Here is a 17,512-nt window from a genome sequence, read left to right as displayed (position 1 = left end):
GTGCCAGTGCCTTGGCGGTGCTCTGCACTGGCACAGTGGTTTGGCGATCTGGCGTTGATCCGCCGTCTGCCGTGGCCGTTGTTCAAGCGCGTGCCGGATATCGGTGGCGAAGTGGCGCGCTCGCTGGGCCACTTCTTCGAACAGGAAGGCAACCAGCAGGCCATCGACGCGCTGCTGCAGGTGGGGCAGGTGCGCATCAGCGACGTGCACCCGCCAAGTGCAAAGCTGCGCGAGGGGCTGGACCTTGCCCAGCTGCTGGTCGAAGCGGAGATTCCCGGCATTACCCGCCTGCGCGCGGAGAAGCTGGTGGCCGCACTGCCCAGCGCGCAGGCGGTGCTGGACGCCGAGCACGGCCAGTTCGTCAACGCCGGTCTGCCCGATGACACCGCGCGCGGCGTCGCTGACTGGCTGGACAGCGAGGGCCATGGCGCGATGTTGCTGGCCGCCGAAGTGGAGATGAAGCACATCCTGGCCAGTGCGCCGGCCCTGGCCGAAGTGGTTGCCGGTCCGCTGGACGGGCAGACGGTGGTGCTTACCGGCACGCTGGCCCAGCTCAATCGCGATACCGCCAAGGAGCGCCTGGAGGCGCTGRGCGCAAAGGTGTCGGGCAGCGTGTCGAAGAAGACCAGTTTCGTGGTGGCAGGCACCGAGGCAGGTTCAAAGCTGGACAAGGCGCAATCGCTGGGCGTTCCGGTGTGGGACGAAGAGCGCCTGCTGGCCTACCTGGCCGAACACGAGTGATGAACCGGTCGGGTGCGCAGGCACCCGGTACGCAACCGCAAAGGAACACTGATGCAGACCGCTCCGCTGGATTTCCGCCTGGCCACCCGTGCCGACGAGGAACTGCTGATCGCGCTGATGCGCGATTTCTACGCCGAAGACAAGATCGAATTCGACGATGCGCGCGTGCGCCGTGGTGTCGATGCGCTGCTGGCCGATCCGCGCAACGGGGAAGTGCTGCTGTGGCTGGACGAGGCCGCGGCCGTCGTTGGCTATGCGGTCATCGCGATGGGCTTCAGCCTGGAGCAGGGCGGCCATTTCATGCTGCTCGACGAGCTCTACCTCAGCCATCGGGCACGTGGCCGTGGCCGTGGCAAGCGGGCACTGGCCATCTGCGAACAACGCGCGCGCGGGCGCGGGGTCAGCCGGCTGCGGCTGGAGGTGAACCATCACAACGAGCTGGCGCGCCGCCTGTACCTGGCCAGTGGCTACATCGATGACACGCGCGATCTTCTGACCCTGCCGCTGGACCATCCGCGCCCGGAGGGCATCCTGTGAGCGAGGCACTGCTGCGCAGCCTGCAACAGCGTGCCGGCCTCAATGCGCTGGTGCGACGCTTCTTTGCCGAGCGTGGCGTGCTGGAAGTGGAAACGCCGATCCTTTCCGTGGCCGGCAACACCGAGCCGAACATCGACAGCTTCCACACCGATTTCAGCGGCCACGTCGATGCGGGCGGACGCCGCCGCTGGYTGCGCACSTCGCCGGAGTWCCCGCTCAAGCGCCTGCTCGCYGCCGGCGTGGGCGACTGCTAYGARCTSGGSCGGGTGTTCCGCAATGGCGAAGCCGGTGGCCGCCACAATCCCGAGTTCACCATGCTGGAGTGGTATCGGGTTGGCTGGGACCACCATCGGTTGCTGCAGGAAACCGCGGAACTGGTGGGGCAGGCGTTGGCGCTGGTTGGCCGCAGCGCGACGCTGCGCGTGCTGAGCTATCGCGAACTGTTCCAGCAACAGGCCGGCGTGGACCCGTTCGATGCCGATGAGGGCCAACTGCGCGCCGCGCTGGGCGAGGTGCACATCGATCCGGTAGGCCTGACCCGCGATGATTGGCTGGATCTGTTGATGACCCACCGTATCCAACCGCACTTCGATGACACGGTCATGACCGTGGTCCACGACTGGCCCGCCAGCCAGGCGGCACTGGCGCGCATCCGCCCCGGCACACCGCCGCTGGCCGAGCGTTTCGAGCTGTACCTGGGCGCGGTGGAACTGGCCAATGGCTATAACGAACTGAACGATGCGGCTGAACAGCGCGCGCGTTTCCAGCATGACCTGCAGCGTCGCCATGCACGGGGGCAGGTACAGCCCGCGCTGGATGAAGCGTTGTTGCATGCACTGCCTGCAATGCCCGCCTGTGCCGGTGTTGCCGTTGGCATTGATCGCCTGCTGATGGCGATGCACCGCACACCGCGCATCGCCGACGTGCTTGCATTCGATTTCGCGCACGCATGAGCCGATCTCCCCTGCACCTGGCAGGCTGAACGAAAACACGCGTCTGCGCGCTTGATTCAGCAAGCACGATGATGCTCTTATCACAGCCGATACCGCACACTTGCGTCGTGGTTCATCCATTCATGGGGAAGGCTTTGGTCAAGTGGTTTGCGGTCGTAGCGGCACCGATGTACTCCGTGGCGATATGGGGTGGCCTGCTTCCGTCGACCGCATCGGCGCAGTCGCTTGGCTATGACAGCGAAGTGGTGACCTGCGAATCCCGCGACATGGGTTGGGTGCATTGCGACATCGATGTCAGCAACGGCGTCGACCTGATCCGCCAGTTGTCCAGCAACAGCTGCATCCGTGGCAGCGAGTGGGGCACCGACCGCAGTGGCGTGTGGGTGACCCTGGGCTGCCGCGCGGAATTTCGTGCGCGCCCGGCAGAGAATGCTGCAGCGCCGCCGACCGAGGGGCGCAAGCGCCTGGTGCGGCGGGTAGTGCGTTGTGAGTCCAATGGTCGCCCGCAGAGCTGCCCGGTACGCCTGGACGGTGCGCCGGTACGGTTGCTGCGGCAGCTGTCGGTGCTTCCGTGCCGGGAAGGGCAGGGCTGGGGCTACAAGCGCAATGAGGTGTGGACCACCCGCGGTTGCCAGGGTGATTTCGAGGTGGCCGACGAGCAGGGCCGTTTCGTCGACATGCCGCGCCGGCTGACCTGCGAATCCAAGTCCAAGAAGCGCCGCTTCTGTGGCGCCAGCATCTCCACCAGCGCCACCCTCTCCAACCAGCTTTCCAGCACCCCGTGCGAGGAAGGCAGCACCTGGGGCTGGAACCGCAACGGCATCTGGGTCGATGGCGGCTGCCGCGCCGAATTCTCGGTGAACTGACCCCGGACAGGGGCCATCCGTGCGTGGCGTGGCCCTACAATAGGGCCATGAATACCGCCACCGACCTCGACTACGCCCGCTACGACCACATCCGCCCGATCCTGTGGACCGGCGATGCCCTGCAACTGCTCGACCAGCGCAAGCTGCCGTTCGTGGTCGAGCATGTGGCCTGCCATGACAGCGATGAGGTGGCTGCCGCCATCCACGCCCTGACCGTGCGCGGTGCGCCGGCCATCGGCATCGCCGCCGCCTGGGGTGTGGTGCTGGCCGCACGTGATGTGCAGGCGGCCGATGGCGCGCATGCCCTGCAGCAGCTGGAACCGGCGCTGCAGCGGCTGAATGCCTCTCGCCCGACCGCGGTGAACCTGGCCTGGGCGCTGGCACGCATGCGACGTTGCCTTAGCGCTGCCGGTGCCGACTGGAAGGCGCTGCTGGAGGCTGAAGCGCAAGCGATCGCCGAAGAAGACCTGGCCGCGAACCGCCACATGGGCGCACTCGGTGCCGGCCTGATCGAGGCCGGCAGCGGCGTGTTGACCCATTGCAATACCGGCTCGCTGGCCACCGCCGGCTTCGGTACGGCGCTGGGCGTGATCCGCGCCGGCATGGCCCAGGACCGCATCGCCCGTGTGTTCGCAGGTGAGACCCGGCCGTGGTTGCAGGGTGCGCGCCTGACCGTGTGGGAGCTGCAGCAGGACGGCATCGACGCGACGCTGATCGCCGACTCGGCCGCCTCGCACCTGATGAAGACCGGTGCGGTGCAGTGGGTGATCGTGGGCGCTGACCGCATCTGCGCCAATGGCGATACGGCCAACAAGATCGGCACCTACCAGCTGGCCATCGCGGCCCGCCACCACGGGGTGAAGTTCATGGTCGTGGCGCCGTCCTCGACGGTGGACATGGATACCGTGGACGGCAGCCAGATCGAGATCGAGCAGCGCGATCCGGGCGAACTGTACGGCGTGGGCGGCACCCGCACCGTGGCCGAGGGCATCGCCGCCTGGAACCCGGTGTTCGATGTCACCCCGGGCGAGCTGATCGATGCCATCGTGACCGAGCGGGGGGTGATCCTGAACCCGACCGCGGAGAACATGCGCGCTGCCTTCGGCGGCTGACGCGGGCAGGGGGCGGGTGCCTTTCCGCTGGAAAGGGCTCCGACCCCGGCGTCCGGTAGTGCCGGCCGCTGGCCGGCAACCCCCTAAGTTCCTGATTTGTGCCGGTAAAATCACCGTAAAGGCAGGCGGAAAACGGCCCCGTGTGGTAGAATCCAGCGGTTGAATCGAGGTTCCGGCACGACCACCCCCGGGTGGATGCGCCGGACTGGACCGCTACCAGACAACGGAACCCGAATGGCAGAAACCGCCAAGGAAATCATCCAGGTCAACCTGGAAGACGAGATGCGCAAGAGCTACCTCGATTACGCCATGAGCGTGATCGTGGGGCGCGCGCTGCCAGATGCGCGCGATGGCCTCAAGCCGGTGCATCGTCGTGTGCTGTTTGCGATGAATGAACTCAACGCGCACAGCAACAAGCCCTACTTCAAGTCGGCACGTATCGTCGGTGACGTCATCGGTAAGTACCACCCGCATGGCGACCAGTCGGTGTACGACACGCTGGTGCGATTGGCACAGCCGTTCTCGCTGCGCTACATGCTGGTCGATGGCCAGGGTAACTTCGGTTCGGTCGACGGCGACTCCGCCGCGGCGATGCGATACACCGAGGCGCGCATGTCGCGGCTCGCGCATGAGCTGATGGCGGACATCGACAAGGAAACCGTCGATTTCCAGCCCAACTACGACGAAAAGGAACTGGAGCCGACGGTCATGCCGACCCGGTTCCCGAACCTGCTGGTCAATGGTTCGGCCGGTATTGCGGTGGGCATGGCSACCAACATTCCGCCGCACAACCTCACCGAATCGATCAATGCCTGCATCGCGCTGATCGACAATCCGGAAATCGATATCGACGGCCTGATGGAGTTCATCCCGGGCCCGGATTTCCCGACTGCGGGCATCATCAACGGCACCGCCGGCATCATCGCCGGTTACCGCACCGGCCGTGGCCGCGTGCGCATTCGTGCCAAGGCGGATGTCGAAGTGGCCGACAACGGCCGCGAATCGATCATCGTCACTGAAATTCCTTACCAGGTGAACAAGGCGCGTCTGATCGAGAAGATCGCCGAGCTGGTCAAGGAAAAGAAGATCGAAGGCATCAGCGAGCTGCGCGATGAGTCCGACAAGGACGGCATGCGCATCTACATCGAAATCAAGCGCGGCGAGTCGGCCGAGGTTGTGCTCAACAACCTCTACCAGCAGACCCAGATGGAGTCGGTGTTCGGCATCAACATGGTGGCGCTGGTCGACGGCCGCCCGCAGTTGATGAACCTCAAGCAGATGCTGGAGGCCTTCGTCCGCCACCGTCGCGAAGTGGTTACCCGCCGCACCGTGTTCGAGCTGCGCAAGGCGCGCGCCCGTGCCCACGTGCTGGAAGGCCTGACCGTTGCGCTGGCCAACATCGACGAGATGATCGAACTGATCAAGACCTCGCCGAACCCCACCGAGGCACGCGAGCGCATGCTTGCGCGCCTGTGGGAACCGGGCCTGGTCGGTTCGATGCTCGGCGCCGCCGGTGCCGAAGCCTCGCGTCCCGATGACCTGCCCAAGGGCGTGGGCCTGATCGAAGGCGGCTACCAGCTGACCGAGATCCAGGCGACCCAGATCCTGGAAATGCGCCTGCACCGCCTGACCGGGCTGGAGCAGGACCGCCTGACCGAGGAATACAAGCAGCTGCTGGAAGTGATCGCCGGGCTCATCCATATCCTGGAAGATCCCGATCGCCTGCTGCAGGTGATCCGCGAAGAGCTGATCAACGTGCGGGCCGAGTTCGGTGACGAGCGCCGTACCGAGATCCGCCACAGCGAAGAAGACCTGGACATCCTTGATCTGATCGCCCCGGAAGACGTGGTGGTCACCCTGTCGCATGCCGGTTACGTGAAGCGCCAGCCGGTCAGCGCCTATCGCGCCCAGCGTCGAGGCGGCCGTGGCCGCAGCGCGGCGTCGACCAAGGAAGAGGATTTCATCGAGCAGCTGTGGCTGGTCAACACGCACGACACGCTGCTGACCTTCACCAGTTCGGGCAAGGTGTTCTGGCTGCCGGTGTACCAGCTGCCTGAAGCCGGTTCCAATGCCCGCGGTCGCCCGATCATCAACTGGATCCCGCTGGAGCCGGGCGAACGCGTTCAGGCCGTGCTGCCGGTGCGCGAGTACGCCGATGGCCAGTTCGTGTTCTTCGCCACCAAGAACGGTACGGTCAAGAAGACCCCGCTGGGCGAGTTCGCCTTCCGTCTGGCCCGCGGCAAGATCGCGATCAACCTCGACGAGGGCGATGCGCTGGTCGGCGTCGGCCTGACCGATGGCGAGCGTGACATCCTGCTGTTCGCCTCCAACGGCAAGACCGTGCGCTTCGGTGAAGACAAGGTCCGCTCGATGGGTCGTACCGCTACCGGCGTGCGCGGCATCAGGATGCCGGCCGGCGAGGAAGTGGTCAGCCTGATCGTGGCCGAGAGTGCTGGCGGCATCGAGGACGAGAACGAGGACGACAACGGTGTCGAGGAGGCCATCGCCACGGGCGATGCGCTGATCGAAGGTGCCGACGACGCGAACCTGCGTTACATCCTCACCGCCACCGAAAACGGCTACGGCAAGCGCACCCCGCTGCCGGACTACCCGCGCAAGGGTCGTGGCACGCAGGGCGTCATCGGCATCCAGACCACCGAGCGCAATGGCAAGCTGGTTGCCGCGGTGCTGATGGGTACCGACGATGAAGTCCTGCTGATCTCCGACGGCGGCACCCTGGTGCGTACCCGTGGCTCGGAAATCAGCCGCGTCGGCCGCAACACCCAGGGCGTGACCCTGATCCGCCTGTCCAAGGACGAGAAGCTGCAGGCGGTGGAGCGCATGGATGCCTCGATCGACGAGGACGAGGACGAGGTGGCCGCCGCCGCCCCGGCCACGACCGACGGCGCACCGGCTGCTGCCAGCAGCGAGGACGCCGCGCAGGAGTGATCCTGCCGCGATGCTGAGGTACCCGACGACGCCGGCCTTGTGCCGGCGTCGTCGTGTCTGCAGTCGAAAATACGCACGCACTTCACGGTGACGGTGGCATAAGGGCGCATGCTGCCCCCGGAGATCGACGATGTCCGCCACGCCGCAGTCTGCTTCCGCGCCTCCGCCCCGCCATCCTCTGGTTACCGTGCTGGCCCTGTTGCTGATCGTGCTCGGCCTGGTCATCGGCGGCCTTGGTGCGTGGCTGCTCAGCCTCGGTGGCTCCTGGTACTACGCCATCGCCGGCTTGGGCCTGCTGGTCTGCGGCATCCTGTTGTGGGGCAATCGGCGTAGCGGTGCACTGCTGTACGCACTGGTGTTCATCGGCAGCCTGCTGTGGACCTGGTGGGAGTCGGGCAGCGATTACTGGCGCTGGGTACCGCGGCTGGGCCTGGTGACCGCCCTCGGCATCGTCCTGGCATTGCTGGCGCCGACCCTGCAGGCGCCGGTGCCCAGGCGGCTGTCGCGCAGCGTGGCCGCTGTACTGATGCTGGTCTTCGTGGCCGCCTTCGGCCTCGCGTTCACCCCGCATGGCGTGGTCGACGGGCATCAGCCGTTCCCCGAGCCGGCGGTCAGCGCCGGGCTTGATCCCACCCGTGACACCACCGGCCTGCAGCCTGCCGACCAACCGGCCGAGGGCGACTGGCCGGCATGGGGGCGCAGCAATGCGGCCACCCGCTATTCGCCGCTGCAGCAGGTCACCCCGGAAAACGTGGGAACCCTGCAACTGGCGTGGCRGTTCCGCACCGGCGACCTGCCGAAGAAGCGCTGGGGTGCGGAAACCACGCCACTGAAGATCGGTGATCGGTTGTACCTGTGCACCGCACGCAATCAGTTGATCGCCCTCGATGCCGGCAGCGGCAAGGAGCTATGGCGTTTCGATCCGAAGGTGAAGGATGCGTCGATCCCGTACACGGCCGCCTGCCGTGGCGTGTCCTATTACGAGCTGCCCAGCGCGCCGACCCTCGCCGATGCCGCACTCGCTGACGTGGCTGCCGATCTCGCGCTGCCCGCACCGCCGCCGACCCGCACCCACCGGAGCGCGGCGCCAGGGAGCCGCTCAGCCTGCAGCGCACGCATCATCGAAGGCACGCTGGACGGTCGCCTGATCGCGGTGGACGCCGACAGCGGTCGCCCCTGCGCGAATTTCGGCAACAACGGCCAGGTCGACATCACCCTGGGCATGGGCGAGGTGCCGCCGGGTTACGTATCGATCACCTCGCCGCCGGCGATCGTCCGCGGTGTCGTCGTCACCGGCCACCAGGTACTGGACGGCCAGCGCCGCGACGCGCCCTCCGGCGTCATCCAGGCCTACGACGCGATCAGCGGCAAGCTGCGCTGGGCGTGGGACATGGACCAGCCCGAGCGCAGCGGCCTGCCACCGCGCGAGCAGACCTACACACGTGGCACACCGAACATGTGGACCACCGCTACCGGCGATGAAGCACTGGGCCTGGTGTACCTGCCGATGGGCAATTCCGCAGGCGACTACTGGAGTGGCTCGCGCACCGAAAACCAGAACAGGTACGCGACCTCGCTGGTCGCCATCGATGTGGCTACCGGCAAGCCGGTCTGGCACTTCCAGGCCGTGCGCAAGGACGTCTGGGACTACGACCTGGGTTCGCAGGCCAGCMTGATCGACTACCCGACGGCATCGGGAAAGGTGCCGGCGATCCTGCTGCCCACCAAGCAGGGCGACATGTACATCCTCGACCGTCGCAACGGCCAGCTGCTGACCCCGGCCGAGGAGCGCAAGGTGCCACAGGGCGGCGTGGAGCCCGAGCAGCGCGCCGCCACCCAGCTGTTCTCGCTGTACCACACACTGCGGCGCGACGACGCGCTGACCGAGCGCGACATGTGGGGCATCACCCCCATCGACCAGCTGGTCTGCCGAATCCAGTTCCGCAAGGCACATTACGAAGGGTTCTACACACCGCCCAGCAGCGATCACCACTCCATCGAATACCCCGGCTACAACGGTGGCTCGGACTGGGGCAGCGTGGCCATCGATACGCGGCGTGGCGTGATCGTGGCCAACTACAACGACATGCCCAACTACAACCGGCTGGTGCCGCGCGCCGAAGCCGACCGCAAGGGCTGGCTGCCGCGCGAGCAGATGCGCGCCGACAAGGGCGGTGCCGAAGGCGCAGGGGATCCGCAGGTCGGCACGCCCTATGGCATCGACGTCAACGCCGGTTGGCGGCTGCCGTTCACTGGCTTGCTGTGCAAGCAGCCGCCCTATGGCGGTATCCGTGCGATCGACCTGCGCAGCGGCAAGCTGCTGTGGGACCGGCCGTTCGGCAGCGCGCGTGGCAACGGCCCCTTCGGCATCCGCTCCGGCCTGCCCATTGAAATCGGCACGCCGAACAATGGCGGTTCGGTGGTGACCGCCAGCGGCCTGATCTTCATCGCCGCAGCGACCGATGACCTGCTGCGTGCCATCGACCTGAAGACCGGCAAGGAGCTGTGGCACACCAAACTGCCAGCCGGTGGCCAGGCCAACCCGATGGTGTACGAGCAGGGCGGGCGGCAATACGTGGTCATCATGGCTGGCGGGCACCATTTCATGGAGACGCCGGCCGGGGATTACGTGATGGCGTATGCGTTGCCGGAATAGCGTCCGGCTCCGAGGCCGGCATGCGTGATGTGACCGCTGTCGCTGAAGTTGCGTGGGTGAGCGTGCAGGATCCATCATCGGAACAGGACGGGGCTGGCCAAGCCCCACGGAAGGAATCGCATGCTGAACTCAGAACGCCTGCCGGGGCGTGCCACCCGGTTGCTGGCTGGGCTGCTTCTGCTTGGCCCTTGCCTGTGGGCATCGGCACAGGCCTCGCTCCCGCCCACCGTACGCAAGCTGCCCAGCGGTGCCGAACTGATCGCCGGCGATGTGCGCTACCTGAGCCCCGCCTATGCGCCGTGCATGGCCAATGCGGGCACGGCGCTGGACGCTCGTCGTCGCTGTGTCGACGCTGAATTCAAGGCTCACGACGATGCGCTCAACGCCGCCTACAGCGCGGCGCGCTCCACGATGACGGCCAATGATCAGCAGGTACTGCGCGATCTGCAGCGGCAATGGCTGCGCCAGCGTGACCGTCGTTGCCCGGAAGGTGGCAATGCCGCTGCCCAACTGGATTCGCAGCAGTGCCGTATACACATGACTCTGCTGCGTGCCCGCCAGCTGCAGGGCGGTGGTGCGGCGGCCCTGGTTGCTGAAGCCAAGGCGGCCCCGGCACCCACGCAGGTCGCCGCTCATACCGCAGATGGCGAACCCGATAGGCAGGGCAGGATCGTCCTGCAGCCCGGCGAGGGCAGTATCACGCCTGCGCTGCAGGTGGTCTTCCAGGTGGCCGACTGCAGCGGCACCGATAACGTGATGACCTGTCAGGTGCGGAGCATGGGCGTGACCCGTGGCGGCCGCAAGGTGGCCGTCACGGACATGCAGCCACGCCTGACCCGCGCCGGTGCCAATGCCCATGCTGCGGCCGCCATGCTGCTGACCGCTTCTGACTTCAACGGCGATGGCTTGCCAGACCTGCAGGTATGGCAGGACAACAACGGTGTCTACAACGTTCCCGTCCACGCGTTCTACCTGTTTGATGCCAAGGGCCATCGCTATGTGCGTGCCAAGGCACTGGAAGCGGCCATCGGTGGACGTGACATCGACCATATCGACAACGGCCGGTTCGTACTGCGCGGCAAGGCAAGCCCGTGCGAGCGGGAAGACAAGGTCATCCAACTGCGCGGAACCGAACCACGCACGCTGCTGATGCGCCGCTATGACACCTGCAGGGGCCAGGTCCCTACTGAATCGGACCTGCTGAAGTAGGTCCTTCCCTGACGAATGGATGCGTTCCGGAACTGGAGAGCTGAAGGATGAGCGAAGGCTATGGAAAGGGTGGGTCAGGCTTCGGCCTGACCCGGGACCAGTCGGTCGAGATGATCGTCCGCACCTGTATCGACAATGGCGTTACCGATCACCGGCAGATTGCTTACGTGCTGGCCACGGCGCAGCACGAATCGCGCAATTTCGCCGCGCCAGAGGAAGACTGGGGCAGGAAGCAGGCAGTGGATCTGCGCTACTTCGGCGGTGAAGAGTATTTCGGCCGGGGTTTTGCCCACCTTACCCACGTCAACAACTACGAGCGGCTGGGCGAGGCGCTGGGAATGGGCCGCGAGCTGGTCGAGCACCCGGAGCGGGCGGCCGAAGCGGAAATCGCCACCAAGGTGCTGGTGGTGGGGATGCGCGATGGCATGTTCGGCGCGCGGCTGTCCGACAACGTCAACGCCAGCCATGTCGACTACCGACAGGCGAGAGCCTCGGTCAATGGCGGTGAGTTGAACAACGACAGTCCCTATCCGGACGCCATCGCCACGTTGGCCACCGGATGGGAATCGCAGGTCGCCGGCCTGGTCCAGCGCGTTCAGCAGCCGGGCTTCCAGATGCCGGTGCCGATCCAGCAGGGGCCCGCTGGGACGATGGACCTGCACCGTGGTGATGCCAACCAGAAGGTGCTGGAAGCACAGCAGTACCTGCAGCGGCTGGACATCCGCAACAACGCCAATGCCGCGATCAAGCCCGATGGGGACTTCGGTTCTTCCACCGAGCAGGCCGTGCGCCGCTTCCAGACCGAGCGGGGCATCAGTCCGGCCAATGGTCGCATCGACGATGCATTGCTGGAGCGCATGCGCACCGACACGCTGGCGGTCGATCCGGACTTCAAGCGCCGGACGGTGACCGATCTGACCGGGCCGCTGGCCGACGGTAACCTGCGCCCAGGTGAGAAGGGCGAGCCGGTGTTCGAGATGCGCCGCCAGCTGGAGGWGCTGGGGTACCTTGCCGAACCGAACCCACGTGCCGAGCGCGAGGCGCGCACGTTTGATGCCGGCATGCAGGCGGCCATGCGCAATTTCCAGCAGGACTACGGCCTGCCCCTGCGCCCGGGCAACACCATCGATGAAGATGCGCGCCGGCAGTTGAACGATGCAGCGGTGGCGCGCGAGTTTGCCCCCACCACCGAATTCGACCGAGCAGAGAACTGGCCRCCACAGCGTCCGCCCTATACGCGGGCGGAGTTCCAGCCGGAGCAGGTACAGGCGCGGCAGCAGGCTGCGGCGAATCCACCGGTCGCTGGCCCGGCCACGCAGGAACCGCTGCCACAGCGCAGTGGCGTGGATTCGCTGTCGCCCAGGGATGCAGCGTTGTTCGAGCGCATCCGCCAGGGAGTACCCGGAACCATTGGCGATGAGCACGTCATGCAGGCCGTGCTGGAGTCCAAGCGCAACGGTATCGACGATGCCGGGCGCGTCGACCGGGTCATGATGGCCGGAGATCGCCTGTGGGTCGCCGGCTTGATTCCCGGTGAGCGCGCCAGTGTGGATACGGCGCAGCCCGCGCGCTCGATGGACGACATGGTGCGCGATCTGGCCGGTGACCATCGGCAGCGTGAGCAGCAACTCGCCCTCGACAGCCGCCAGCACGAGAACCGCGGGCCTTCATTGGCCTGAGCCGACAACAGCGACGTGCCCGTTGTGGGTCCGTCGCTGCTGCGGGGGAGCGTTGATCGAAGCGTTCGCACCGGGTGGCTGCGCCAGTCGATTACGATGGCATGTCGTCACGCCCACGGAGGATCTGCCATCACCCTGTTGCGTCTGTCTGCCTCCTGTTTCGTCCGCCTCGGAAGCAGTGCTGGGCTGCTGCTTCTGATCGGCAGCGCCGTCACTGCCAGCGCGCAGGCGCCTACCAGTGCGATCGCAGAGTGGGAACTGCACGGCCGCTCCGAAGGCCTGGCCCGCCCCGACACCGTCTGCCAGGATTTCCTGCAGGCGATGGGACGCAAACCAGCCGAGCTGGAATACCTAGGCTGCACGCAGGACGACGATTCCTACATCCAGCCGATGGAAGCGCGGTATCGCGTCAGCGGTGCCTCGGCGGCGAAGATCGAAGCCTATCTGCAGCAGACCTTTGGCATGCCGTCATTGACATATGTATGTTGTGGCTGGAGCAGCGGCGCGCCTTATTTCTGGCATGAGCAGCCGGGCAGCGTGAAGTACCAGATCGGCATGGGCGTGGAATCGCTGCACCATCCGCGCACGCAGTGGAGCGCGATTCCCTACTTCACGGTAACCGTTGCGGTGAACCGCAAAGGCCCCTGATGGCGTACGCTTGAAACCAACCACTGGCGTACAAGGAATGACAACCATGCCCCCGATGCTGCTCCGTGTTGCTGCCATCACGCTTGCCCTGGCACTGAGCCAGGTCGCCACCGCCGCATCTCCCGAGCCGCTGCAGCTGCCGCAGGCCGAAGCGTTGACGTACTGGAAGCCGGTGGAGGGCACCTTCCGCCCACAACTCAATGTCGACCCCGGCCGTGTGCCGTTCGCGGAGGAGGTGACCGTGGCCTATTCGGTCAACAAGCGCGGCCGGACGTATGACGTAAAGGTGGTGGAGGCCAAGCCGTCGACGGCCTTCAGTGGCTGGGCGTTGAATGCGGTCAAGGCGATGCGCTTCACGGCGACGGACAGCAACACCGAGCGCACGCCGATCCGCAGCGAAATGACTGCACGCTGGGGCGGTGGCAAGTAGTGCGCTAGGCAGGTACCCGAACCATCTTTGCCATCAGGTGTTCGACCACGCCCGCCGGGTCCGCCGTGCGGCCTACGTGTGTGCTGGACATCTGCACCACCGAGCTGCGCTTGGCGGTCAGGAAATGGAAGCGCGCGCGCGCAGGCAGCTGCGCGATAGGGCCGGCGCCGGCATCGCCCCGGCAGATCGCCACGATGGCATCCAGCCACGGCTGCAGCGCTTCAATATCCAGCGCCGGCGCGAAGGCGTGCAGGCGCGCGGCATCGATCTCGATTGCCGCTTCCAGGTGCCGTGCGCCCGGGCAGGACACGATCACGCCGACGTTGATGAACTCCTCGCGTTCCACCCGCGGTACCACGCGGATGACGGCATAGTCATACGTGTGCAGCGTGGGCACGGATGGCCTCCTGCACGAACACCGCACGCACCTTCAGGCGATGCTTCAGGTAGTTGATGTAGCCCTGCCGGTAAGCCTGCGGGCTGTCGAAGGCCGGCTCATCAACCAGCCAGCTGTCCGGCACCAGGCCGACGATGCGCTCGATTTCCGCATCCGGCAGGCGCGCGGCCAGTTCGGCATCCACCTCGGCGATGCGGCTGGCGAACGACAGCAGCACGTGGTCGCGGATCAGCACGAAGGGCTTCTCGCAGGCATCGCCGGCGTTGGCCCAGTCGTGATGGAAGTACATCGCCGCACCGTGGTCGATCAGGTACAGCTTGCGGTGCCAGACCATCAGGTTCGGATTGCGCGTGGTGCGATCGACGTTGCTGGTGAATGCATCAAACCAGACGATGCGCGAGGCCAGGTCGGCGTCCACCGGCATCGCCGCCGGGTCGTAGTTGATCGCGCCGGGCAGGTAATCCAGACCCAGGTTCAGGCCCTCGCTGGCGCGGATCAGGTCCTGGATCTCCGGGTCGGGCTCGGTGCGGGCGAATTCGCTGTCCAGCTCGACGAACAGGATCTCCGGAATCGGCAGGCCCACCGCGCGTGCCATCTCGCCTGCGATCAGCTCGGCGATCAGCGCCTTGGGCCCCTGGCCAGCGCCACGGAACTTGAGCACCGCCATACCGTCGTCGTCGGTCTCGACCACGGCAGGCAGCGAGCCACCTTCCCGCAAGGGGGTTATATAGCGGAGGGCATGGACGGTACGCATGGGTGCATTCTAGCGTGGCCCATGCTTGGGTTGCGCCGGGTGGTGCCCGGCGCTGTCCCTGACGTCAGTGCGACAACGCGCTGCGCTGCTGTTCCTGCACCTGCTGGCGCGTCTGTTCCTGCGAGGCGTGGTCGGCCTGGCGCTGGTTGACGAGGGCGAGGCTGTCCAGGCTTTCCTGCACCGGCCGCTGCGCGGCTTCGGCCGTGGCTGCCGATGCACGCAGCGACGCAGGATCATCCAGCGCGCCCTTCACCACGAACACGTTCTGCGCCGCAGCGACATCGCCTGCCTGCCGGCTGAGCACCACATGATCCACGCGGTCCAGGCCGTTCTCGCGGGCCAGTACCAGCAGGCTTGCGCTCAGTCGTTCACTGGAGGCGTCGAAGCTGCGGCCGTTGGCGGCATCCAGCTCTGCCACCTTGCCGCGGATCTGATCGTGCAGGGCACGGTCGTTGCCACCCGCCAACGGCGCAGCCTGCGCTTCGGTCGGCACGGGTGTGGTTGCCTGTGCAGTGATGGGCACGTGGGCGTAGGTGCCCTCGGTGTGGTCGAAATAGTGCAGCGTGGACGGCGAGGTGCTGGTATCGAAGTAGGGCTGCCGTGGTGGAGTGCCTTTACCCAGAGAGAGACCGTTCTGTTCCAGCAGGCTTTCCTGCAGGCCGAGCTGTGCCATGTTCACCGACATCCGGCTGATGCCATCGGGTGCGGGGTTCTTGGCCTCTTCCTTGCAGGCGCGGCCGATGGCATCGGTGGCGTAGTAGTTCTGGTAATCCGAATTGCCGTTGGGACCCAGCCGCGACGACACACCTTCGTCGTAGTAGTGCTTGCCCATGCCCTCGATGTTGGCGGCAGTGGCGGTCATGCTCAGGTCTGCATTGAGCGTCAGGTCCGGATGCGCGGCATAGGTCATCGGCGGGCCGGGCTGCACGCGCACGAACTCCTCTGCACGGGTACTTGCTTTGTAGAGATCTTCCAGCGTGGCGTCCGGTTTGGCGGTCTTGACCATGCCGACCAGCGCATTCCAGCCCTCGATGTTCGCCGATGCCTCGTCGCGCCGGTTGGCTGCGAGCAGGGTGCCGATGGCCTGGGTGTAGTCGTGGGTCGAATCGCGTGCGGCAATGTCTGCAATATCGGAATCAAACTGCTTATAGGCCCGTTCGGTCGCTGCATCATTGAACCCATGCTGCAGCTCATGGCCCAGTACGAAGGTCAGCTCTGCCGCGTCGTGCCTGTCCCCCGCTGGTGTGGACAGACTGGATGCCGGCAGGCTGATCGTCTTTGCGCCGCCGTCGTACTCGCCGCCCACACTGCTGTCGGCAGGCAGCAGCTCAAAGCGCTGCAGATGACCGGCGGTGATGGCCAAGTCGACCTGGGTTGCCAGCGCCGGAGAATTGGCAATGGCCTTGCGAAGGTTGTCGACCTGATCGGTCGTTACATCGGGTTTTCCTGCAAATTCGGTCAGCAGGCGTTCCGTATCCGCTGAAAGCGTAGGCATGGTGCGCTGCTCCTTACTGCACGGTGACAAGGCGGACGCAGGCATGCGCCGGCTCGCCAGACGGGGTCGGATTCTCAGCCATCGTGTCGACCTTGATGCTCAGGTTCGGGCGATCGAAACGGTCATGGATGACGCGGCCGTGCTCGCCGCGGATGGTTTCACGCTTGAAGCCCGCGGCCTGCAGACCCGAGGCGAACTGATCGAAGTCGACCTGGCAGATCGCCGATGCGTTGGCTTTGCGCTCGGCAGTGGTGTCGATGAAATTGAGATCGAGACGCGTATCGGCGGCGCCAGCCGTCTTGATTTCCAGGCCGTAGCTCCATTCCGGCGTCAGCGTGCCGCCGTAGCCGAAATGACCCGGGCCGAAACTCTGCGCGGGCGCCTGCATGGCCTGCGATACCCGTTCAAGGGTCAGTTCACGGGTGGAGGTGGTGTCCTTGATCAGATCCAGCAGGCGCAACAGAAGTTGATCTGCGGTGAGCGCAGACGGCGTTGCGGCGTCGGAGGCAGTCGATGCCATGGGAGCGGGTCCTTGAGAAGTCGACGAATGGTCAGTCGCGTGTGCGCAGGCGCAGAGCGAGGCCGCACTTAGGACGATCGTCCACGGCCGTGTGAATGCGTACCCAAGCATAAGCGTTCCCTGCATGTTGAGCGCTGACCCTAAAGTGGCCCAGGTGAATCACAGGTTAAATGCAATTGACGATTGCTGGCACCGGGGTCGGGCGCTTCGGACCTCAGGTGTTTGCTGCAAGCGGAGTTGCCAGCGCCGGGCTCTCCCTGGCGGCGCGCAGTCGGCTCTGGATGCCATGGAATTTTCTTCACTTCCTCATTCCTTGAGAGGTGGCAGCATCCAGCCGTGAGTCGATCAAGCACTGGCGTGGCCTTGAATTGCAGGCCTCCCTGCCGTTTTCCCGCGACCGACACCCGCCAGCTTGTTTCCGGCACATTTGCGCAGCGTTGAACGTGGTCCTGCGAGGCCACTCCCCTCGGCAAGGAGGCCCGCGATGCACAGTCCTGTTCACGCGTATACCTACCGCATCAGCAACCAGCCTATCGCGCAGGCAGCGTGCGCTGGTGTTGGCAGAC

Annotated in this window: 15 protein-coding genes; 11 read left to right on the top strand and 4 right to left on the bottom strand. The window is 65.8% G+C overall.

Translation table 11 applies throughout. From position 1 onward, the window contains the following. The 11 genes from AC1DJN_RS12795 to AC1DJN_RS12745 form a co-directional block, all read left to right on the top strand. Positions 1–741 (top strand): BRCT domain-containing protein (locus tag AC1DJN_RS12795; protein WP_478039283.1); only part of this gene is annotated, 741 nt, incomplete at its 5' end. Positions 742–792: 51 nt separating this feature from the next. Continuing rightward, positions 793–1,278 (top strand): GNAT family N-acetyltransferase, encoded by a 486-nt coding sequence (locus AC1DJN_RS12790; RefSeq protein ID WP_025876917.1) that lies wholly within the window; start codon positions 793–795, stop codon positions 1,276–1,278. Continuing rightward, complete coding sequence (epmA, locus tag AC1DJN_RS12785; protein WP_478039282.1) at positions 1,275–2,231, top strand: EF-P lysine aminoacylase EpmA; 957 nt, start codon at positions 1,275–1,277, stop codon at positions 2,229–2,231. Before AC1DJN_RS12790 ends, epmA begins: the two co-directional genes overlap by 4 nt. A gap of 134 nt (positions 2,232–2,365) precedes the next feature. Then, positions 2,366–3,097, top strand: coding sequence for a DUF3011 domain-containing protein (locus AC1DJN_RS12780; RefSeq protein WP_313445699.1), 732 nt, complete (start codon positions 2,366–2,368; stop codon positions 3,095–3,097). 47 nt (positions 3,098–3,144) lie between these two features. Then, a complete protein-coding gene (gene mtnA, locus AC1DJN_RS12775; protein WP_032976294.1) occupies positions 3,145–4,209 on the top strand; it encodes an S-methyl-5-thioribose-1-phosphate isomerase in 1,065 nt (354 codons plus the stop codon). A gap of 234 nt (positions 4,210–4,443) precedes the next feature. Then, positions 4,444–7,158: a DNA gyrase subunit A gene (gyrA, locus tag AC1DJN_RS12770; RefSeq protein ID WP_223495620.1), complete on the top strand. Its 2,715-nt coding sequence runs from the start codon at positions 4,444–4,446 to the stop codon at positions 7,156–7,158. A gap of 130 nt (positions 7,159–7,288) precedes the next feature. Continuing rightward, positions 7,289–9,814 (top strand): membrane-bound PQQ-dependent dehydrogenase, glucose/quinate/shikimate family, encoded by a 2,526-nt coding sequence (locus tag AC1DJN_RS12765; protein WP_478039281.1) that lies wholly within the window; start codon positions 7,289–7,291, stop codon positions 9,812–9,814. 120 nt (positions 9,815–9,934) lie between these two features. Beyond that, positions 9,935–11,023, top strand: coding sequence for a lysozyme inhibitor LprI family protein (locus AC1DJN_RS12760; protein ID WP_442252046.1), 1,089 nt, complete (start codon positions 9,935–9,937; stop codon positions 11,021–11,023). A gap of 47 nt (positions 11,024–11,070) precedes the next feature. Then, positions 11,071–12,702, top strand: coding sequence for a peptidoglycan-binding protein (locus AC1DJN_RS12755; RefSeq protein ID WP_478039280.1), 1,632 nt, complete (start codon positions 11,071–11,073; stop codon positions 12,700–12,702). Between the two features lie 24 nt (positions 12,703–12,726). Further along, positions 12,727–13,350, top strand: a complete 624-nt coding sequence (locus AC1DJN_RS12750; protein ID WP_442252044.1) for a DUF4952 domain-containing protein — start codon at positions 12,727–12,729, stop codon at positions 13,348–13,350. 46 nt (positions 13,351–13,396) lie between these two features. After that, complete coding sequence (locus tag AC1DJN_RS12745; protein ID WP_032976288.1) at positions 13,397–13,780, top strand: energy transducer TonB; 384 nt, start codon at positions 13,397–13,399, stop codon at positions 13,778–13,780. A 4-nt stretch (positions 13,781–13,784) separates the two neighbouring features. Here the strand turns inward: AC1DJN_RS12745 and AC1DJN_RS12740 are convergent, their stop codons facing one another. The 4 genes from AC1DJN_RS12740 to AC1DJN_RS12725 all read right to left on the bottom strand — a co-directional run bounded on the left by AC1DJN_RS12740 (position 13,785) and on the right by AC1DJN_RS12725 (position 16,946). Continuing rightward, a complete protein-coding gene (locus AC1DJN_RS12740; protein WP_025876936.1) occupies positions 13,785–14,177 on the bottom strand; it encodes a DUF3037 domain-containing protein in 393 nt (130 codons plus the stop codon). Further along, positions 14,155–14,931 carry a HipA family kinase gene (locus AC1DJN_RS12735; RefSeq protein WP_032976287.1) on the bottom strand — a complete coding sequence of 259 codons (777 nt, stop codon included), beginning with the start codon at positions 14,929–14,931 and terminating at the stop codon, positions 14,155–14,157. The genes AC1DJN_RS12740 and AC1DJN_RS12735 overlap by 23 nt, the downstream gene beginning before the upstream one ends. A 64-nt stretch (positions 14,932–14,995) precedes the next feature. Next, positions 14,996–16,426 (bottom strand): XVIPCD domain-containing protein, encoded by a 1,431-nt coding sequence (locus tag AC1DJN_RS12730; RefSeq protein WP_313445672.1) that lies wholly within the window; start codon positions 16,424–16,426, stop codon positions 14,996–14,998. 13 nt (positions 16,427–16,439) lie between these two features. Further along, positions 16,440–16,946 (bottom strand): hypothetical protein, encoded by a 507-nt coding sequence (locus AC1DJN_RS12725; protein ID WP_223482888.1) that lies wholly within the window; start codon positions 16,944–16,946, stop codon positions 16,440–16,442. Between the last annotated feature and the right edge of the window lie 566 nt (positions 16,947–17,512).

This window comes from Stenotrophomonas sp. 05L414_2, assembly GCF_056397905.1.
The sequence above is the reverse complement of the archived record's forward strand: the minus strand, read 5'-3'. Positions and strand labels throughout refer to the sequence as shown.